Origin of the sequence: Photobacterium rosenbergii, from assembly GCF_003026455.1 — a bacterium.
Taxonomy (GTDB): Bacteria; Pseudomonadota; Gammaproteobacteria; order Enterobacterales; family Vibrionaceae; genus Photobacterium; species Photobacterium rosenbergii.
Genome location: NZ_PYMB01000004.1, coordinates 202994 through 222592, shown reverse-complemented (window position 1 = coordinate 222592; position 19599 = coordinate 202994). Strand labels below are relative to the sequence as shown.

Here is a 19599-nt window from a genome sequence, read left to right as displayed (position 1 = left end):
AGAAAAAAGAAAATTTGAAAAGGTGGCGTTTAGCCACCAATAGAGGCTAGGTTTGGTGTCATGCCGGTATTCCCCTCATCGAGGAAATGGCTCACCGCTTTTTCAGCCAAACCACCTTGAATACGGGCAATCAGCTCATCACGCTGCTCATCTTGCTGAAGCAGATCACGTAAATCCACACCATGGTCGCCAAACAGGCATAAGTGCAGTTTACCCAACGCAGAGACGCGCAAGCGGTTACAGCTCTTACAGAAATCTTTCTCGTAAGGCATGATCAAGCCAATTTCACCCTGATAATCAGGATGACAAAAGACCTGCGCCGGGCCGTCATTATTGCTTTTCAGCTTCAGTACCCAGCCATTAGCAATAAGGTAATTTCGAATACTGACACCCGAGACGTGGTGATTATTGAACAGCTCGTCCATTTCACCGGTCTGCATCAGTTCGATAAAGCGCAGCTGGATTGGCCGCGTTTTGATCCAGTTAAGGAACTGCGGTAGCTGCTGGGAGTTGAGGTCTTTGAGCAATACCGTATTGACCTTGACCTGCTCAAAACCGGCGTCAAATGCCGCATCGATCCCTTCCATCACCTGATTAAACATGTTCTCACCGGTGATCTGGTAGAACATTTTAGGATCAAGGCTATCAACACTGACATTGATATGGGTAAGACCGGCTTCTCGCCACTCGTGAACATGCTTGGCCATGCGATAGCCATTAGTCGTAGTAGCGACTTTACGGATACCCGGTTGCTCGGCAACGGTACGAATGATATCGGTAAAATCACGACGTAGACTTGGCTCACCGCCGGTGATGCGCACTTTTGATGTGCCACACTCGGCAAACGCGCCTGTCACGCGCTCGATTTCATCAAGCGTCAGGAAGGATGGCTTCTTCTTCTGTTGAGGATGGTAGCCATCAGGAAGGCAATAGGTACATTTAAAGTTACAGACGTCTGTAACCGACAATCGCAAGTAATAGAACTTGCGATGAAAATTATCTTCAAATTGTTTCGCCACGGAACACCTTTCCAAGTACGGGAGGCCGATGCATTTCTTTATCGACCCTGGTGACAACCTGTCACTGGCTTTAGCCACTTATCCCTTTGCGAAAAGGAACTTAGTGAAGAAAGCTCGGAGCATGGCAATTGTACAGCACCGGATAAAACCAAAATGCGCACAACAGCGTATTACTTATAAAAATATCAGAGGAATGGCCATACAGGCAAACCTCACAGGTTTTTCGTGCTGCATTCTACCTTTCAGCCGATTTCACGACAATACTACTAAAGGGAATACCCGAAAATTTTCTTACTAATAGTGAGGATATATGTCCAATATTATTGAATCTGCGACAGTCGATGATATTGCCCTCTACTTACAACGCGAAGAGGGACTCGATTCGGCACACGCCCGTGAGCAAGCCAAATTAGTTATTAATGGTTTTATTGATATGCAGGAGAAAGGATTAATCAAGGGCTGGTACTTTGATGAGCAAAGCCACTTGGAGCTATTACCCAGTGATAGCGCTATGAAAATTATTGCGAATCAAAAATAATTCGCAAAATGCAAATTGCGAATTGGTACTTTTTTGCATTTTACAACGATAAATAGAGTCAAACGCGCTAGAAACCGTTTTTTAGGCGGTATGTAATCTTGGTATCCCATTTGCAATGTCTATTTCATCAGACAACAGCAACCGGATTAGACTATGAATACTTACATACCGCTACTATTCCAAAAACGCCACGTCTTACCCGGTGGACGCATTCCTCTTCGTATTGCTCCTGGGCCTCAGATGGCAGCATTCAAAGCCGCAATGCGAGAAGGCAACAGTTTTGGTGTTTGTATGTTTGACCAAGACGAACACGGCCATCATTTTTTCCAAATCGGTACCCGCGTTACCGTTGAAGACTTTGACGTGTCTCCAAACAACGGTTGCTTAATCGTTACTGTCGCCGGGCACGAAAACTTCACTATTGATCATATGGAAGAAACCGATGAAGGTTTTTTCTGTGGCGATTGCCAGTTCATTCCGCCTTGGCCAGAAACCGAAGTACGCCAAGACCAGCAAATACTGGCTGAAAAACTCAAGCAAATGTTCAGCAAGCACCCTGAACTCGGTGAACTTCACCACAAAAAGCAATTTGATAATCTGAGCTGGCTTTGTCAGCGTTGGCTGGAGCTTCTGCCCGTACCAGCCAGTGAAAAGCAGATGCTGTTAAGTGCACCGAGCTGCTCAGACACATATGACTATCTGATTAGCATCATGCAAAAACCGCATTAAACCCTTTTCCTTATCAACTGCTCTAATGCTGTACTTGCTTCAACTGCCGTACTAACCATTTAGCCCTCAACCAGTTTGAGGGCGTTTTTTATCCTCTCTCCGCCCACAATCCGTGACTGGCATATCACATCAGTAACATATTTTGTCTTGAGTGCGGTTAACGCGTTACACTGCCAATAACCAACTTAGCTCACACTTTTCTGCCAAAGATGACACACACTACAGACAAAAGTATTACTGAAGCCAAAATTGTCGCCATTGGAGGCGGCCATGGCCTGGGCCGTATGCTTTCGGCCCTCTCTGAGTTTGGCGAGAATGTCACCGGCATTGTCACCACCACTGACAACGGTGGTTCAACCGGTCGTATTCGGGCCTGCCAAGGCGGTATCGCCTGGGGGGATACCCGAAACTGTATAAACCAGCTTATTACTGAGCCATCTGTCGGCTCAATGATCTTCGAATACCGTTTCCGAGGTAATGGCGAATTAAACGGCCATAACCTTGGTAATCTGATGCTCAAAGCACTGGACAACCTCTCAGTAAGGCCTCTGGAAGCGATCAATTTGATCCGCGATATGCTAAAGGTGAAAACCCATATCGTGCCGATGACCGAGCACCCTGCAGATCTTTCCGCCATGACAAAAGGCGGAGAGGTAATTTGCGGTGAGACCAGCGTTGATGAATTGTCTGATATCCCTCAGCGTTTGTATATTGAGCCAGCAGTGCCAGCAACCAAAGAAGCGGTCGTCGCGATCCAGCAAGCCGATATCATTCTGTTAGGTCCGGGCAGTTTCCTAACAAGTGTGATGCCGCCATTGCTACTGAAAGAAATCGAAGTGGCATTGAAGAAGTGCCAAGCCAAGATTGTCTTTGTCACCAACTTGGACAAAGAGCATGGGCCTGCAGGGATGATGGATCTATCACAAATGCTCAATTGGTGTGAGCGTTCGATGGGCGGTCGCCAAATAGATACTGTACTTACCGATGTCAAACGTGATGAGCTGGATGAGAGATACAACCAGCACATTGCCTCACTCGCATCGAATAACCATCAATGGCGACACGACAGGGAAAAGTTAAAACAGGCTATTCACGGGATTATCATGGCTGGCTAGGCGCTTATACTCAACCGCCATCCCTTCAACCATCTGCCTGAACTCAGGCAGGTGGTCTACGATCCACTCATCCTGTCCTTGCTTAACACGCGACTCACACTCTTGCGCCATATCAGCAAGATCATCAGCACCAAAGCTGGCCGCACTACTTTTAATGGCGTGACTTATCTCTCTAACCTGCTTGATCGAAGGCTGATCGGAAAGCTGTCGCTGGTACTGCTCCAATTCATCGCTAAATACATTGAGGAGTAATGTCAATGTTTCCTCGCCGACTTCATCTGCCATACGTTTGATGGTTTCAGCATTAATTGTCATTGCCATGTATTTCTCTCCCTACAACTAACCTTGCGCTTCCTGCCAGGTTTGTAATTTACGGTAAATTGTTGACGGGCTAACTTCCAACAAACCCGCAGCACGTGGAATATTGCCATCACAAGCATCAATTGCGGCTTGGATTGCGCGCTTCTCAACAATCCACAGCGGTTCAACCTGCGATTTATCTATTATTTGTGTTGTGCTTGTCTGTAGCTGAGGTGATTCCTCAGGCGTATTTCCAGAAGCAACAGGTTGATGTGATGCAATTTTAACGCCACCTTGGTTAATTGGTGGAGGTACCATTTCCAAAGTAACTTCTTCACCAGAATTTAACACAACTATGTTGCGAATAACGTTTTGCAGTTCACGAACATTACCTTGCCAGTGGTACTGTTCAAATAAAGTGCTAACTTGCGGTGAAAAACGGGTGAAGTTTTTGCCTTCTTCGACTGACATCAGCGCCAGTAGGGCGTGGGCTATCTCCATGACATCGCCACCACGTTCACGAAGCGGTGGCAAGGTCACAGGGATGACATGCAATCTATAGTAAAGATCTTCACGGAACCGCCCTTCTTGCACTTCTAGCCATGGGTTCCTATTGGTCGCACAAACAAAGCGAACATCCACGGTACTGGTTTTTGAAGAACCCACCTTTTGATAGGTACCGGTTTGGATAAATCGAAGCAATTTGCTTTGCAAATCCAAATCCATCTCACACAGTTCATCAAGGAACAGCGTACCATTATTAGCTAATTCAACCGCGCCCTGACGCTCTGTCGACGCACCGGTAAACGCCCCTTTCACATGGCCAAATAATTCACTTTCGATCAACTCTTTAGGAATGGCTGCACAGTTGAGGGCGACAAATGGTTTGTCATTACGAGGACTTGCTGCGTGCACGGCCTCTGCACACACTTCTTTACCAGTACCACTTTCCCCGGTAATAAATACCGTTGCTTTACTGGATGCAGCAGATTCAATGACCCGGTAAACCGCCTGCATTGGCAAGCTGTTACCAATAAAGCCTTGGTATTGAGCCCCTGATTGCTTAGACGCTGACTGGGACGTTTCGCCTTTGGCCTTTCTGTCTTCGTCCTTTAGGGCATTATTGACCGTGACACGTAATCGATCGGCCTCACATGGCTTGATCAAAAAGTCTTTAGCGCCATAACGCATGGCCTCGACCGCAACATCAATGGAACCATGCGCTGTCATGATGACAACGGGGATACTCGGGTTATCCCGCTTTACCTCTTCTAAGACTTGCATGCCTTCCATGTCTGGCAATCTCAAGTCAAGTAAGATGAGATCGGGGGTGACGTCTTTGACAAAATCCAGTGCTTCAGTTCCCGTACCAACAATGGTTACGGATACGCCCAGTGGATTGAGGTATGACTTATATAACGCTGCGACTGAGGCCGTATCTTCAACCATCAGAATACGGCGTTGGTTTGTTCTGCTTTCCATTGCCCCTCCAAGTCCCATCAATCTTTACTAATTGTAAACAAAAGAAAAAATATGGTGCGACTTTTTCTAAGTAATCGCTTAAATATAGCCAAGCATCATGCTATTAGCATTATGAATCGCACATTGGTTTGCAAAATGCAAATTACTGTCCACAAATAATTACTATAGACGGCTAATTTTGCTGTTAACCCCCTAAAAAAGTACAACTAAAGAGGACTATAAAAAGTTGGCACGCATACTGCTTTAATAAAATTGACTCTTCCTGAGAGTCAACCTAGCCAACTGACGTTGTTTGTGGAATTATTTCACTAAAACAATGACGCCAACCGAACCTATTATCGGTTGGCTTTTTTTTTGCCTGCGATTTACCACGTTGCCAAAATGCACAGGCTCTGATTAGCTGTTAGCAATAAATTGCTCTCGCAATGTGTGAATTTTATCCCTAAGCTCCGCCGCTGTTTCAAACTCCAGGTTCTGGGCAGCATCGTACATGTCTTTTTCAAGCCGTAGGATTTCAGTCTCCAATTCTTGTGGAGACATTGTGGTATAAGTCCCTTTCTTCTCGGCCACTTTATGAAGCTGTGCTGCTCGGTTGGCTTTATTACCTTTACCGGGCGCACCAAGCTCCATGATATCCGACACTTTAGTCTCGAGCGCTTTAGGCACAATGCCATTTTTTTCGTTATGGGCGATCTGCTTTTCACGACGACGCTCGGTCTCATTCATCGCCCGCTCCATTGACCCGGTGATCCTATCGGCATAGAGGATCGCCCTACCTTCTAGGTTACGGGCTGCTCGGCCTATGGTCTGGATCAATGAACGCTCTGAGCGCAAGAAACCTTCTTTATCTGCATCAAGGATCGCCACCAGCGACACTTCTGGCATATCCAAGCCCTCACGAAGCAAGTTGATCCCAACCAGTACGTCGAACTCGCCCAAGCGCAGATCACGAATAATCTCAACCCGCTCTACTGTATCGACATCCGAGTGCAGGTAGCGCACTCTTACATCATGCTCAGTCAGGTACTCAGTGAGATCTTCTGCCATGCGCTTGGTCAGGGTTGTGACCAATACCCTCTCTTGTTTGGCCTCGCGGATCCTGATCTCCGACAGGAGATCATCGACCTGAGTCGCAACTGGACGCACTTCAATTTGCGGATCCAGCAAGCCCGTTGGCCTGACTACTTGTTCTGCAATATCCCCACCAGATTTCTCGATCTCATATTTGCCAGGCGTTGCCGAGATATACAGCGTCTGCGGTGCCAAAGACTCAAACTCTTCAAACTTAAGCGGCCTATTATCCAATGCAGAAGGAAGGCGGAAACCATATTCCACCAGATTCTCCTTGCGCGAGCGGTCACCGCGATACATGGCGCCGATTTGTGAGACGGTGACATGGGACTCATCAATAATCAGCAGGCCATCTGGTGGAAGGTAGTCAAACAAGGTTGGTGGCGGCTCACCCTCGGCACGACCACTGAGGTAACGGGAATAGTTTTCGATCCCCGAGCAAAAACCCAGCTCCATCATCATCTCGATATCGAACTGGGTTCGCTGGCTAATACGCTGCTCCTCAACCAATTTGTTGTTTTCCAGCAACTGCTTTTTACGCCCTTCGAGCTCATCTTTAATGCCATCGATGGCTTCCAGCACCCGCTCCCTGGGCGTTACGTAGTGGGTTTTAGGATAGATAGTGCAACGGGGCAGATCCCGCTGCAGGATAGCCCCTGTCAGCGGATCAAACATACTGATGCAATCCACCTCATCATCAAACAGCTCGATCCTTACCGCTTCTTTTTCAGATTCAGCAGGGAAAATATCTATCACTTCCCCCCTAACCCGGAAATTACCACGCTCGAAAGCGACATCATTTCGGGTGTATTGCAGTTCAGCCAAGCGGCGCAACACATCACGTTGGTCCAAAATATCACCACGGCGCACGTGCAACATCATCTTGAGATAAGAAACAGGATCACCCAGACCGTATATCGCCGATACCGATGCAACAATGATTACATCGCGACGCTCCATCAAGGCCTTGGTGGCAGAGAGGCGCATCTGCTCGATGTGAGCATTCACTGACGCATCTTTTTCGATGAAGGTATCTGTGGTCGGCACGTAGGCTTCCGGCTGATAGTAGTCATAGTAGGAGACAAAGTATTCAACCGCATTTTCAGGGAAAAACTCCCTCATCTCGCCATAAAGCTGTGCCGCCAATGTTTTGTTTGGCGCCAGGATAAGTGTCGGCCTATCCGCCTCGGCAATGACATTGGCCACCGTGAATGTTTTACCGGTACCTGTTGCGCCCAACAACGTCTGGTGAGCGAGCCCTGAATCCAAACCTTCAAGTAACTGATTGATAGCCGTTGGCTGGTCACCGGAAGGAGAATAGCGGGAAGCAAGTTTAAACGTCTTACTTGAAGGTTTTTCCATAATATAAAACCGTACTGGTTAGATGATCAGTATGCTGACCATTGTCCTACGACTGAAAGTTATGTCAATAACCCTCACCGGAAATGACAAACAAGAATGCCCTTAATCATAATAATAAATCTTGACCACCGCTGATTAGCCGCGTATTATCACCGCCCACGCAACAATTCTATGTTGTTTACCTTCCGGTCAGCTTGGCCTTAATTCCTTTTCTTCAAAATATGCTTTTGAGGAAACTTTCCACAACTTATCCAAGTTTTGATTTATATCAATTCACAGCATAGTTGCATCTAATTTATCTCTAAAGTAATCACTCTATCTTTAATCCCCAGCACATTTTTCTCCTCTAACACCCCACCTATAACAGTGGTTTATTGCATATCCGATCTTGGTCACATTTTAACCGCAACGGCATAGAGATGAACGAGAACCTTAGTTTCCAAGCATCCATCAACATAGTTATCCACAGTTTCCGTGGATAAGTGGGCTAAACCCTTGTGCTGTCTGGGCTGAAGGAAATCAAGCTATTTTTTAGTACCAAATTGACCAATGAAGCAAATTTCTACGTATCAAAACGCGGTTGGTTACAAAACGAACAAGAAGTAACTAAACAGGCATTTTCTTCGGTAATGCTTTGCATGTTTGTCCAGATATACTGGCAAGAATAACCACGCTACATCATGGATAAATTAAACGACCAGAGTGGACAAAAATGTTAATGGCGCATTAAGTTGCATTAACTTTGCAGCAATGAATGGCGAAAAGGTCGCCGAAGAAGAAAAACCCTGCTCAAGGGGAGTTGTTATAGGTGCAACAAAGGAAGATAATATAAGGATCTTTTGCAAATAGTATTACGGCGGTATGACTGAATACCTACTCCTCCTCGTAGGTACAGTGTTGGTCAACAACTTTGTACTGGTTAAATTTTTAGGACTTTGTCCCTTCATGGGGGTTTCCAAAAAACTGGAAACGGCCATTGGTATGGGGCTATCGACCACTTTTGTGCTTACACTGGCGTCAGTGTGTGCTTACTTAGTCGAAACCTACATTCTCGTACCTCTAGGTATCCAATACCTTAGAACGCTAAGTTTTATCTTAGTGATAGCGGTAGTTGTACAGTTCACAGAAATGGTGGTACACAAAACGAGCCCGACCCTATACCGCTTGCTGGGCATCTTCCTACCGCTGATCACCTCAAACTGTGCCGTTCTGGGTGTGGCCCTGCTCAACATCAATGAGCGCCACAACTTCATTGAGTCGGTTATTTATGGTTTCGGTGCCGCTGCTGGTTTCTCTTTAGTCCTCATTCTTTTCGCTTCCATGCGTGAACGTATTGCTGCAGCAGATGTACCAGCTCCGTTTAAAGGTGCTTCCATTGCGATGATCACTGCAGGTCTGATGTCACTTGCCTTTATGGGCTTTACTGGATTGGTGAAACTGTAACATGAGTGGATTAATCATTGCTGTGATTGCCATTGCAGCCCTAGCCGCAATTTTCGGTTTGATATTGGGCTTTGCATCGATCCGTTTTAAGGTCGAAGCCGATCCTATCGTCGAGCAAATTGACGCTATCTTACCCCAGACCCAGTGTGGACAGTGTGGCTATCCTGGCTGTCGCCCTTACGCTGAAGCTATCGCTAACGGAGATGACATCAATAAATGTCCTCCAGGTGGTCAGCAGACCATCGAAAAGCTCGCTGATTTAATGGGTGTCGAGGTTCAGGAATCTGCCCACGATGCGGAGAAAAGCATCAAGAAAGTCGCCTTTATTCATGAAGATATGTGTATTGGCTGCACCAAATGTATTCAAGCTTGTCCTGTTGATGCGATTGTTGGGGGGACTAAAGCCCTGCATACCGTCATAAAAGATGAGTGTACCGGTTGTGATCTTTGTGTGGCGCCCTGCCCAACCGATTGTATTGAAATGATCCCGGTAGAAACAACGCCTGAGAGCTGGCAATGGGATTTGAACCAAATCCCCGTTGTGAACATTCCAGCCGATAACAATGAAAGCACGGTGAAGTAACATGCTGTCTATTATTGAACAAATCAAACAAGGTCAGCTGTGGGACTTCCCAGGCGGTATCCATCCTGCCGAGAACAAGACCCTGTCGAACCGTACTGCGATCACTCATGCAGGCGTCCCCGACGAATTGGTACTTCCGCTCAAGCAGCATATCGGTACCAAAGGCGAGATCTTGGTCAGTGTTGGCGACAAAGTACTGAAAGGTCAGCCATTGACCAAAAGTGACATGAGCATGTGTGTGCCAGTCCATGCGCCGACATCAGGCACCGTCACGGCCATTGAACAGAGAACCACAGCCCACCCTTCAGGTTTGAGTGATCTCAGCGTTGTTATCAAAAGTGATGGCGAAGACCAATGGGGCTCCCAGCACAAGATTGCTGACTACGAATCCCTTGAACCCGCCGAGCTCATCGATGCTATCCGCCTAAGCGGCATTGCCGGCCTTGGTGGTGCAGGTTTCCCGACCGGTCGTAAGCTGCAAGGTAGCCTCGGATTAGCCGATATCCTGATCATCAACGCCGCGGAGTGTGAGCCTTACATTACTGCCGACGATCGTCTGATGCAGGATTACGCAGAAGAAGTGATCGAGGGGATCAGGATCCTTCGCCATATCGTCAAGCCGAAGCTAACCCTGATCGGTATTGAAGATAACAAGCCGGAAGCTATCAAGGCATTGGAAAAATGTGTGTCTGCACAAGACAACATTATCATCCGCGTGATACCGACCAAATACCCTTCGGGTAGCTCCAAGCAATTGGTAAAACTCCTGACCGGCCGTGAAGTGCCAAGCCAATCACGCTCATCGGCTGTTGGCGTTGTGGTACAGAATGTCGGTACCGCGTTTGCGGTCAAGCGCGCCATTATTGATGGTGAGCCGCTGATTGAACGTGTCGTCACCCTAACCGGCGAGGCTTTCAAACAACGTGGCAACGTTTTTGCCCGCTTAGGAACACCTATTTCCTACTTGCTAGATAATTACGGCTACAAGCCGGACCGCAAGTACCCGCGCGTGATTATTGGTGGCTCGTTAATGGGCTTCACCCTGCCGCACGCCAATGTGCCGATAACCAAAATCACTAACTGTATCCTGACGCCGAAACGTCGTGAGTTGCCCCTTCATACCCATGAAATGGCATGTATCCGATGCAGCGCCTGTGCTGATGCTTGTCCAACCTCTCTGTTGCCACAGCAGCTACAGTGGTATGCCAAGGACAAAGACTACGACAAATGTGAAGAGTACAACCTATTCGACTGTATCGAATGTGGTGCTTGTGCCTATGTTTGTCCTAGTGAAATCCCGCTAGTTAACTACTACCGCAAAGCCAAAGCTGAAATTTGGGCTAACCAGCAAGAAGCCGCGAATGCCGAACGTGCCAAACAGCGCTTCGAAGCCAAGCAAGCCCGTTTTGAGCGCGACAAAGCTGCACGAGAAAACCGCTTTAAGAAAGCAGCCGAAGACCGTCGCAAGGATATGGCATCAAAAGGTGGTGATGATGCTGTGGCTGCTGCCATTGCCCGAGTCAAAGCAAAACAAGCCGCTGCTAGCTCAGAAACAGCAGATAAGAAACCTGCTGTAGCCGCAGCCATTGCCCGTGCCAAGGCTAAACAAGCAGAGGCGGCTAACACCTCAAATGCAGTACCTAAGATCACTAGCGCTGTGCCTGATAACAGCGAAATGGCAAAACTGCGTGAAGAGCGCAAGCGCCAAGCCCGTGAACGCAAAGCTGCCAAGCTCGCCGAACAGACTGAAACTGACGCTGAAAATCAAACAGAGCAAAGCGCTGATAGCAAAAAAGACGCTGTTGCTGCAGCCATTGCCCGCGCTAAGGCCCGTAAGGCTGCTCAGCAAGCTGATGTGAACGCAGAGCCAACGGAAGAACAATCGGCCAGCGCAGAATCTGATCCAAAGAAAGCTGCTGTCGCTGCCGCTATAGCTCGTGCCAAAGCGCGTAAAGCTGCACAGGAGTCAGGTGGCGAGCCTGAACAGCCAACCGAAGATACCGCAACACAAGCTGATGCTGATCCGAAGAAGGCCGCTGTCGCTGCTGCTGTTGCACGCGCCAAAGCGCGCAAGGCTGCCCAACAGGCACAAGCTGAAGCTCCTGCTGAAGATGCCAAGCCAGAGCATGCTGACGAGGCTGAGGTTGATCCGAAGAAAGCCGCTGTCGCTGCTGCCGTTGCACGCGCTAAGGCTCGCAAAGCTGCCCAGCAAGCACAAACCGAAGCCCCTGCTGAAGAAGACAAGCCAGAGCAAACCGACGAAGCCGAGGTTGATCCGAAGAAAGCTGCTGTCGCTGCTGCCGTTGCCCGCGCCAAGGCACGCAAGGCTGCACAGCAAGCACAAGCTGAAGCGCCTGCTGAAGCGCCTGCTGAAGAAGCTAAGACGGAACAAACTGACGACGCTGACGTTGATCCGAAGAAAGCCGCTGTCGCTGCTGCCGTTGCCCGCGCTAAGGCACGCAAAGCTGCGAAAGAAGCACAAGAAAATAATGAGGAAAACTAACTGTGGCTTTTAATATTGCAAGCTCCCCCCATGCCCACAGTCGCAAAAGCACCAGCAGCTTAATGCGTACTGTTATCCTTTGTACTGGCTTGGGCGTTGCCGCCCAATGGTACTTCTTTGGTTGGGGCGTGCTGCTCCAAATCGCACTGGCTGCATCATTATGTGTGGCTACAGAAGCTGTGATTCTAAAACTACGCCAGCGCCCTTTGATGCCATATTTGCGTGATAATAGCGCATTGTTAACTGGTGTATTGATTGGCCTTTCGATTCCACCTCTAGCACCTTGGTGGATAAGTGTTATTGGCTGCCTATTTGCGATTGTCATCGCCAAACACCTTTATGGGGGGTTGGGACAAAACCTGTTCAACCCGGCCATGGTGGCTTATGTCGTTCTGCTGATTTCATTCCCACTGCAAATGACCACCTGGCTCCCACCGCAATCATTGGCGGCTGAACCTGTTAGCCTACTTGATAGTGTGACAGCAATCCTAACGGGCTTCACCCCTGACGGTTTCAGCGTTCACCAGCTTCGTATGTCGGTCGACGGCGTGACGATGGCGACACCGCTTGATACGTTAAAAACATCACTGACAACAGGCCATACCGCAACAGAGATCCTTTCTGGCCCTGTTTTTGGCCTAATTGGCGGGATCGGTTGGGAGTGGGTCAACCTCGGCTTTTTGCTCGGTGGCCTGACCATGTTGAAAATGCGCGTGATCCAGTGGCATATCCCTGCAGGCATGCTCGGTGCATTGTTCGTCATCAGTACCATCGCGTTTATGATCAGCCCTGATAATACCGCTTCACCACTGTTCCACCTGTTCTCAGGTGCGACCATGCTAGGTGCTTTTTTCATTGCGACCGATCCCGTCTCGGCCTCGACGACAGTCAAAGGCCGCTTGATCTTCGGTGCCTTGATCGGTGTGTTGGTCTTTTTGATCCGCACCTTCGGTGGCTTCCCTGACGGTGTCGCCTTCAGCGTCTTACTTGCTAACATGTGTGTGCCGCTGATTGACTACTACACCCGACCACGCACCTTCGGCCACTAAGGAAGCAACCATGATCAATGCAATGAAAAAAAATGGTGGCATCCTGGCTATTTTTGCCATTCTGGCCACCAGCTTAGTTTCGGTCACTAACCTGCTCACAGCAGGGCGAATTGAGCAACAGCAGCAGCAAGAACTGCTCAAGGTACTTAATCAAGTTATCCCGGCAGAGAGCCATGATAATGAGCTATATAAAAGTTGTACCTTGATTACCAGCGAACAGTATTTAGGTACCGACAGCCCAATGCCAGCCTATATTGCCGAGAAAGACGGCAACAAAGTGGGGATGGCTATCGAAGCTATTGCTCCGGATGGCTATAGTGGTGCTATCAAGCTTATTGTCGGCCTCGATCTGGAAGGCACGGTAACAGGCGTTCGTATCCTAAACCATAGCGAAACGCCAGGTCTTGGTGACAAAATCGAAACACGTATCAGTGATTGGATTTACAGCTTTACTGGCAAACGTGTTGACGGCGATAAGGACTCACGCTGGGCGGTACGCAAGGACGGCGGTGATTTCGACCAGTTTACCGGTGCCACGATAACCCCGCGAGCCGTTGTGGGCGCGGTAAAGAACGTATCGCTATATTACCAGACAAACCAACAGCGACTATTCGAACAGCCACTGAACTGTCAGGGTGAGTAATGATGATGAATAAAGAACTGATGAAAAATGGCTTGTGGAACAATAACCCGGCAATCGTTCAATTGCTGGGGCTATGCCCGCTACTTGCTGTTTCTGCGACAGTTACCAATGCCCTTGGTCTTGGATTGGCTACCACAGCCGTTTTGGTTGGCTCAAACCTGATCGTTTCACTGGTCAGGCAATGGGTCCCATCAGAAATCCGAATCCCGGTATTTGTGATGATCATTGCCTCGCTGGTAACTTGTGTACAGTTGCTGATGAATGCCTACACCTATGGCTTGTATCAATCACTGGGTATCTTCATCCCGTTGATCGTGACCAACTGTATCATCATCGGCCGTGCTGAAGCCTTTGCCTCTAAAAATGATCCTGTCCCTGCCCTACTGGACGGATTATGGATGGGCATGGGTATGACGGCAGCCCTTGTCGTACTAGGTGCTATGCGAGAGATTCTGGGCAACGGTACGCTGTTTGACGGCGCTGACCGTCTACTTGGTGACTGGGCCGCGTCACTGCGTATTGAAGTGTTCAGTTTCGACAGCAGCTTCCTGCTAGCCATCCTGCCACCGGGTGCCTTTATCGGTGTTGGCTTTATGATTGCCCTAAAAAATGCTATTGATAGTAAACGTGAACAGAAAGCCGCCAAGTCGCAGGACAAACCTGCCATTGAACGGGTTCGAGTCACGACTACCAATTAAGACAATGAATAAAACTGCTGGTGAGGGATCGCCAGCAGGACAGAAAACTATAATTACATATACTCATTCAACGCCAAACGCCCCTTTCATGCTTGGTGTTGCTGAGTAGACAACGCCGGAAGTTAGTATGAATAATCAAAAACGCGTCCAGATCTTGGAACGTTTGCGTGCGGAGAACCCTCACCCCGAAACCGAGCTAAACTGGAGCACGCCCTTCGAGCTATTAATCGCAGTCCTGCTCTCAGCGCAGGCAACCGATGTCAGTGTCAACAAAGCCACAGATAAGCTTTACCCAGTTGCCAATACACCACAAACTATGTTCGACCTCGGTGTGGATGGCGTCAAAGAGTACATCAAGACTATCGGCCTATTTAATTCAAAAGCCGAAAACGTCATTAAAACCTGTAAGATCCTGATTGAGAAACACGGTGGCGAAGTCCCTGAAAGCCGCGAAGCACTAGAAGCCTTGCCGGGGGTTGGACGCAAGACTGCCAACGTCGTTCTCAACACCGCCTTTGGCTGGCCGACCATTGCCGTCGATACCCATATTTTCCGGGTCTCAAACCGCACCAAGTTTGCCATGGGCAAAAACGTCGATCAGGTTGAAGAGAAACTGCTCAAGGTTGTGCCTAAAGAGTTCAAGGTCGATGTCCACCACTGGTTGATCCTACACGGACGCTATACCTGTGTGGCGCGAAAACCACGTTGTGGCAGCTGTATTATTGAAGACCTTTGTGAATATAAAGAGAAGACCGAAGTTTAAATTCTCGTTCAGAAGCTCAAAACAATGCCAGCTTTCATGCTGGCATTTTTAATTAAAAACTCCCCATAACCCATCTATCATCATATTAAATTGATGTTTAATTGGCACATTACAATATTGCAGAGAAATTTCAAAAGCACAAAGTCAATGAGATAAACGTGAACATTTAATTAATTACTAAAAAAATCATTAAATGAAAAAGACCATTCATTTAAATTTAATAATTTGAAAAATATTAAATTCATTTCAACCAAGATATTTTTCGTGTTCATAAGACAAAAACAACAGCTCAAATAAACACATTAAAACAACGATTTAGGGTCAAAATATAATATACCAGTCATCATTAGATCTGAAGCTGTCATTTTACTAGAACATTAACTTAATTTTGATGTAGCAAAAAATAAATATTTCACCGTCATTATTGCCGAACTTTTTTATTTGGTCTGGCACGATGAAATTTTATAGAGCAACACTTTACTTCGTAAGGAACACCAACTGGTTGGAGTTACTCCTGCTTATTTCCTTTGTTGTATTCTTTATTAGTCCGCTGACTAATATGGTTATGGAAGCCTTTCGGTTTAATGCATTCGAGCGAAACTACGTTCCAGAGCAAATGTCCCTGCGTTGGTTCCAGTTTATTATCGAGCGTGATGGCGTGACGAGTGCCTTTTATAACTCGTATATGATCGCTATTGTTTCAACGGCACTGTCATTGCTCGTCTGTATACCAGCAGCCTATGCGTTAGCCCGCTTGTCTTTCCCTTTCAAGCACTTCTTTCTGTTCTCGTTCCTGCTATCGAACGCGTTCCCGAAAATGGGTTTGTACATCAGCATCGGTGTTGTGTTCTATAAATTTGACCTCATCGGCACACTTACCGGTGTAATGATTATCCACATCATCAACTCATTAACCATCATGACTTGGATAACCAGTGCCGCATTCAAAAATATCCAGCGGGCACAGGAAGAAGCTGCTCGAGATGTCGGTGCTAGCCGGTTGCAAACCTTCTGGTGGGTCACCTTACCGCTGGCATCGCCGGGGATTGCAGTTGCCACTATTTTTACCTTCCTAGAGTCGTTGGAAGAGTCAACCGGTACGCTCCTTGTTGGTATGCCTAACTACAAAACACTACCGACAGCAATGTACGGCATTATCTTCGATACACCAATGCCTGCAGCAGCGGCATTTGCCATGGTGTATATCGTGCCAATTATCCTGCTATTAACCGCCGTGTATTTCATTGCCAAGCGCAGTGTTCTTTTCAAATCAATGTTCGAAAGTAAAGGGATATAAGATGCCTGCTCATAAACTAAAAGTTCATGAATTAAAGAAAGTTTTCTCAAGTGGCGATGGCGTCAAAGGTGTCAACTTCCATGTTAGCGACGGTGAACTCGTCTCTTTACTTGGCCCATCGGGCTGCGGCAAAACTACAGTTCTGCGTGCCATTGGCGGTTTCAACGATATCGACTCGGGAGAGGTCATTATCGATGGCCATGACATTTCGGGGCTAACCCCCGATGAGCGACCAACCTCCATGGTCTTCCAGGGCTATAACCTTTGGCCACATATGACGGTATTCGAAAACCTGGCACTGGGGCTCAAGATCCGAAAAATCAACAAGCTGGAAATCGAGGCCCAAGTCAGAGAGATGCTTGCCATCCTTAAGATGGACGACCATATCAACAAATACCCGGATCAGCTGTCAGGTGGACAGCAGCAACGTGTAGCTATTGCCCGTTCGCTGCTGCTCAAACCCAAGGTCTTGCTGATGGACGAGCCATTCTCGGCACTCGATGCCAAGATCCGCCGTTACATGCGTGAAGAGCTACGTAAGATCCAGCACCAGCTCGGTATTACTATCTTGTTCGTGACCCACGATCAAGAGGAAGCACTCAGCCTATCTGACCGGATCATCGTGATGAACAAGGGCAACATCGAGCAGGTCGGCACCCCTGATGAAATCTACCATCAGCCGAAAACCCGCTTCGTTGCAGAGTTTATCGGTGAAATGAACTTCATCGAAAAAGGCACCGAAACCATTGCCTTCAGGCCCGAACACATTTCAGTTACCGAGGAAAACTATGACTTTACCGGTGTGGTGCAGTCAAAAATGTCATTCGGCTTATTTTCAAAGCTAATCCTCGACACCCAATACGGCGAAATTCGTGTGGCCATGACCTCCAACGAATATCCGAACCTTCAAACCAATGAAACCGTTGGTCTGAAAATTCATAACTCAATGTCAATTTAATCGATACCTAAGGGAATATTCCGATGAAATCTACCGTCTCTCGCTTGGCAGTCGCTATCAGCCTGCTAGCTTCTGGCGCTTCTTTTGCGAGCAATGTTGAAACCATCAACCTATACTCTGGCGGCTCTGACAATGTTAAGTCGACTTGGGACAAAGTGATCCAAGATTTCGAAAAGAGCCACCCGAATATCAAGGTAAACCTTGAGTTCTTGCCTTCAGGTACCGGCGGAATGGTGGGGGCTGACCGTCTGATTGCATCCCACAAAGCAGGACGTAGCTCAGGTATCGACATCCTAGAAGTGAACCAGTCGGAGCTAAACAACATCCTGTCCCAAGCCGGAACGAAAGCACTAGTCAAAATGGACGAAGCGTCTATCCCCAATCTGAAAAACGTGATTGCCGATAACGCTGGCTCTAAGGGCTATTCCGTCCCTTACCGTGGCACAACCGTCGTTCTTGCCTACAACCAAGAAGATGTCAAAAATGTCCCGACAACATCGGCAGAACTGTACGAGTGGATAAAAGAAAACCCGCAACGCTTCGGCTACTGTGAGCCGGGTACTGGCGGCGCTTGTGATTCATTCCTTGTTAGCTCGGTATACAACCAGTTACCAACAGAAGCGATGACCTCCAGTGACGAGAAATGGTCAAAGCAATGGTCACAGGGCTTCGAACTGCTGGAAGAGCTGCACCCGTTCATGTACCAAACAGCCAACCGTATCCACTACCCGTTCAAAAACCAAGGCGCGCTCGACCTACTGGCCATCGGTGAGATTGACATGACACCGATGTGGGCAGATATGGTACTGGACCAAAAGTCACGTGGTTTGATCCCTGACACTATTGCCATCACCCAGCTAGAACCCGCTTTCACAGGTAGCCTAGTTTCTATCGCTATCCCGCAAGACTCTACCAAGCAAGGGGCTGCCAAGCAGTTTGTTGACTACGTGGTGTCTGCACAGGCGCAAAACCTGTTCGTAAAAGAACAAAAAGCCATTCCGGTTATTGCTAACTCCGAGCTAGATGAAGACGTCGTTAACTCACTGAGCGGGTTAGAAGTCAGTGAATACCGCACTTACTCACTGGGCAACCTTGAAAACCAACTTAAGCGCCAGTGGGCAAACAAAATTGCTGTTCTAAGCAAGTAATAACAATCGGGATATGTGACATGAATAAGCTAATGAAGAAAATTGACAAACAAGCAGTACTGGGAATATGTCTAATGATGCCAGCAATGGCCATTTTGTTATGCTTTGTCGCCTATCCCGTATTTTCCTCTTTTGTCACCAGCCTCTCGGACGGAGCTGGCGGCTACAGTTTTGATACCTACATCAGCCTGTTGACTGATAGCAATGTGCAGACCAATATCCGTTATACCGTCTCGATTGTATTATGGACGGTTGCACTAACCATCCTGTTCGCCCTGATTTTATCCGTCTACCTGCGTTTCTCCTCTTCCAAGAATGCATTTTGGATTGGCAAGATCATCTTATTACCCAAATTTGTCCCGGGGGTCATTGCCGTCTTTGCTTTTATGTCAGTCATCCGCAACGGCGGTGGCCTTACACGTATCAGCTACCAAATCACCGGTGAACGGTTCCTGCCGCAATTGCTCCATACCGATACCGGGATCATTATCATGAACCTATGGTTCAACATTCCTTTTGCCACCTTATTGCTCATGAGCGCGCTATACAAAATCAGCAACAACCAAATAGATTCGGGCCGCGACATCGGCCTTAAGAACCTGGATATCTTATTCAAGATTGTGATCCCGCATATCAAGAATACTATCTACTTGGCAGCTACATTCGTCTTCATCAGCACCATGGGCGCATTCACTACCCCATTCCTGATGGGTGAAAATGCGGTGAAAATGCTTGGGGTTAACCTGTTCCAGGAATTCTCTGTCTATCAGGACTACTCTCGTGCAGCCGCGCTCTCGGTCATTATCTTTGCTATCTCATCTGTCGTAGGTGCCCTATATATCCGCATCATGTTCAACGACAAGAAAAGCACGTTCAGTTAATCACCCTTGTTGCCAAT

18 protein-coding genes and 1 riboswitch are annotated in these 19599 nt (G+C 47.8%); of the genes, 14 read left to right on the top strand and 4 right to left on the bottom strand.

Annotated elements, in window-relative coordinates:
• Positions 1-29: 29 nt before the first annotated feature.
• A complete protein-coding gene (gene moaA, locus C9J01_RS13410) occupies positions 30-1019 on the bottom strand; it encodes a GTP 3',8-cyclase MoaA (protein ID WP_107298689.1) in 990 nt (329 codons plus the stop codon).
• Positions 1008-1151: riboswitch (molybdenum cofactor riboswitch) on the bottom strand. Its footprint overlaps the gene before it by 12 nt.
• Positions 1152-1329: 178 nt before the next feature.
• On the opposite strand from moaA, the gene C9J01_RS13405 reads away from it, so the two are divergent.
• The 3 genes from C9J01_RS13405 (at position 1330) to yvcK (ending at position 3401) form a co-directional block, all read left to right on the top strand.
• Positions 1330-1557, top strand: a complete 228-nt coding sequence (locus C9J01_RS13405) for a hypothetical protein (protein WP_107298655.1) — start codon at positions 1330-1332, stop codon at positions 1555-1557.
• 153 nt (positions 1558-1710) lie between these two features.
• Complete coding sequence (locus C9J01_RS13400; RefSeq protein ID WP_107298654.1) at positions 1711-2286, top strand: LON peptidase substrate-binding domain-containing protein; 576 nt, start codon at positions 1711-1713, stop codon at positions 2284-2286.
• 209 nt (positions 2287-2495) lie between these two features.
• Complete coding sequence (gene yvcK, locus C9J01_RS13395; protein ID WP_107298653.1) at positions 2496-3401, top strand: uridine diphosphate-N-acetylglucosamine-binding protein YvcK; 906 nt, start codon at positions 2496-2498, stop codon at positions 3399-3401.
• Here yvcK and C9J01_RS13390 read toward each other — a convergent pair.
• The 3 genes from C9J01_RS13390 to uvrB all read right to left on the bottom strand — a co-directional run bounded on the left by C9J01_RS13390 (position 3363) and on the right by uvrB (position 7616).
• Complete coding sequence (locus tag C9J01_RS13390; protein WP_107298652.1) at positions 3363-3722, bottom strand: Hpt domain-containing protein; 360 nt, start codon at positions 3720-3722, stop codon at positions 3363-3365. The genes yvcK and C9J01_RS13390 overlap by 39 nt on opposite strands.
• An 18-nt stretch (positions 3723-3740) precedes the next feature.
• Entirely contained in the window at positions 3741-5183 is a 1443-nt protein-coding gene (gene luxO, locus C9J01_RS13385) for a quorum-sensing sigma-54 dependent transcriptional regulator LuxO (RefSeq protein WP_107298651.1), read from the bottom strand.
• 396 nt (positions 5184-5579) lie between these two features.
• On the bottom strand, positions 5580-7616 hold the full coding sequence (uvrB, locus tag C9J01_RS13380; RefSeq protein ID WP_107298650.1) for an excinuclease ABC subunit UvrB: 2037 nt from the start codon (positions 7614-7616) through the stop codon (positions 5580-5582).
• 861 nt (positions 7617-8477) lie between these two features.
• Here uvrB and rsxA point away from each other — a divergent pair.
• From rsxA to C9J01_RS13325, 11 genes are all read left to right on the top strand, one after another.
• Entirely contained in the window at positions 8478-9059 is a 582-nt protein-coding gene (gene rsxA, locus C9J01_RS13375; protein WP_107298649.1) for an electron transport complex subunit RsxA, read from the top strand.
• A 1-nt stretch (position 9060) separates the two neighbouring features.
• Positions 9061-9642, top strand: coding sequence for an electron transport complex subunit RsxB (gene rsxB / locus C9J01_RS13370; RefSeq protein WP_107298648.1), 582 nt, complete (start codon positions 9061-9063; stop codon positions 9640-9642).
• A 1-nt stretch (position 9643) separates the two neighbouring features.
• A complete protein-coding gene (gene rsxC / locus C9J01_RS13365; RefSeq protein ID WP_107298647.1) occupies positions 9644-12145 on the top strand; it encodes an electron transport complex subunit RsxC in 2502 nt (833 codons plus the stop codon).
• 2 nt (positions 12146-12147) lie between these two features.
• Complete coding sequence (rsxD, locus tag C9J01_RS13360; RefSeq protein ID WP_107298646.1) at positions 12148-13194, top strand: electron transport complex subunit RsxD; 1047 nt, start codon at positions 12148-12150, stop codon at positions 13192-13194.
• Positions 13195-13204: 10 nt separating this feature from the next.
• Positions 13205-13837: an electron transport complex subunit RsxG gene (gene rsxG, locus C9J01_RS13355; protein ID WP_107298645.1), complete on the top strand. Its 633-nt coding sequence runs from the start codon at positions 13205-13207 to the stop codon at positions 13835-13837.
• Positions 13837-14535, top strand: a complete 699-nt coding sequence (locus C9J01_RS13350) for an electron transport complex subunit E (protein ID WP_107298644.1) — start codon at positions 13837-13839, stop codon at positions 14533-14535. Before rsxG ends, C9J01_RS13350 begins: the two co-directional genes overlap by 1 nt.
• 127 nt (positions 14536-14662) lie before the next feature.
• Entirely contained in the window at positions 14663-15298 is a 636-nt protein-coding gene (gene nth, locus C9J01_RS13345; RefSeq protein WP_107298643.1) for an endonuclease III, read from the top strand.
• Positions 15299-15752: 454 nt separating this feature from the next.
• Positions 15753-16595, top strand: a complete 843-nt coding sequence (locus tag C9J01_RS13340) for an ABC transporter permease (protein ID WP_107298642.1) — start codon at positions 15753-15755, stop codon at positions 16593-16595.
• A 1-nt stretch (position 16596) separates the two neighbouring features.
• Positions 16597-17553, top strand: a complete 957-nt coding sequence (locus C9J01_RS13335) for an ABC transporter ATP-binding protein (RefSeq protein ID WP_107298641.1) — start codon at positions 16597-16599, stop codon at positions 17551-17553.
• Positions 17554-17576: 23 nt separating this feature from the next.
• Positions 17577-18701 (top strand): extracellular solute-binding protein, encoded by a 1125-nt coding sequence (locus C9J01_RS13330; protein ID WP_107298640.1) that lies wholly within the window; start codon positions 17577-17579, stop codon positions 18699-18701.
• Positions 18702-18721: 20 nt separating this feature from the next.
• Positions 18722-19582, top strand: a complete 861-nt coding sequence (locus tag C9J01_RS13325; protein ID WP_107298639.1) for an ABC transporter permease — start codon at positions 18722-18724, stop codon at positions 19580-19582.
• The last annotated feature ends 17 nt before the right edge of the window (positions 19583-19599 follow it).

Bases quoted from the DNA above. Each gene is read 5' to 3' on its own strand.
- rsxB (WP_107298648.1), top strand. From the start codon at position 9,061: ATGAGTGGATTAATCATTGCTGTGATTGCCATTGCAGCCCTAGCCGCA.
- rsxG (WP_107298645.1), top strand. From the start codon at position 13,205: ATGATCAATGCAATGAAAAAAAATGGTGGCATCCTGGCTATTTTTGCC.
- C9J01_RS13405 (WP_107298655.1), top strand. From the start codon at position 1,330: ATGTCCAATATTATTGAATCTGCGACAGTCGATGATATTGCCCTCTAC.
- C9J01_RS13350 (WP_107298644.1), top strand. From the start codon at position 13,837: ATGATGATGAATAAAGAACTGATGAAAAATGGCTTGTGGAACAATAAC.
- C9J01_RS13330 (WP_107298640.1), top strand. From the start codon at position 17,577: ATGAAATCTACCGTCTCTCGCTTGGCAGTCGCTATCAGCCTGCTAGCT.
- C9J01_RS13325 (WP_107298639.1), top strand. From the start codon at position 18,722: ATGAATAAGCTAATGAAGAAAATTGACAAACAAGCAGTACTGGGAATA.
- nth (WP_107298643.1), top strand. From the start codon at position 14,663: ATGAATAATCAAAAACGCGTCCAGATCTTGGAACGTTTGCGTGCGGAG.
- rsxA (WP_107298649.1), top strand. From the start codon at position 8,478: ATGACTGAATACCTACTCCTCCTCGTAGGTACAGTGTTGGTCAACAAC.
- rsxC (WP_107298647.1), top strand. From the start codon at position 9,644: ATGCTGTCTATTATTGAACAAATCAAACAAGGTCAGCTGTGGGACTTC.
- uvrB (WP_107298650.1), bottom strand. From the start codon at position 7,616: ATGGAAAAACCTTCAAGTAAGACGTTTAAACTTGCTTCCCGCTATTCT.
- C9J01_RS13340 (WP_107298642.1), top strand. From the start codon at position 15,753: ATGAAATTTTATAGAGCAACACTTTACTTCGTAAGGAACACCAACTGG.
- yvcK (WP_107298653.1), top strand. From the start codon at position 2,496: ATGACACACACTACAGACAAAAGTATTACTGAAGCCAAAATTGTCGCC.
- C9J01_RS13400 (WP_107298654.1), top strand. From the start codon at position 1,711: ATGAATACTTACATACCGCTACTATTCCAAAAACGCCACGTCTTACCC.
- C9J01_RS13390 (WP_107298652.1), bottom strand. From the start codon at position 3,722: ATGGCAATGACAATTAATGCTGAAACCATCAAACGTATGGCAGATGAA.
- luxO (WP_107298651.1), bottom strand. From the start codon at position 5,183: ATGGAAAGCAGAACAAACCAACGCCGTATTCTGATGGTTGAAGATACG.
- C9J01_RS13335 (WP_107298641.1), top strand. From the start codon at position 16,597: ATGCCTGCTCATAAACTAAAAGTTCATGAATTAAAGAAAGTTTTCTCA.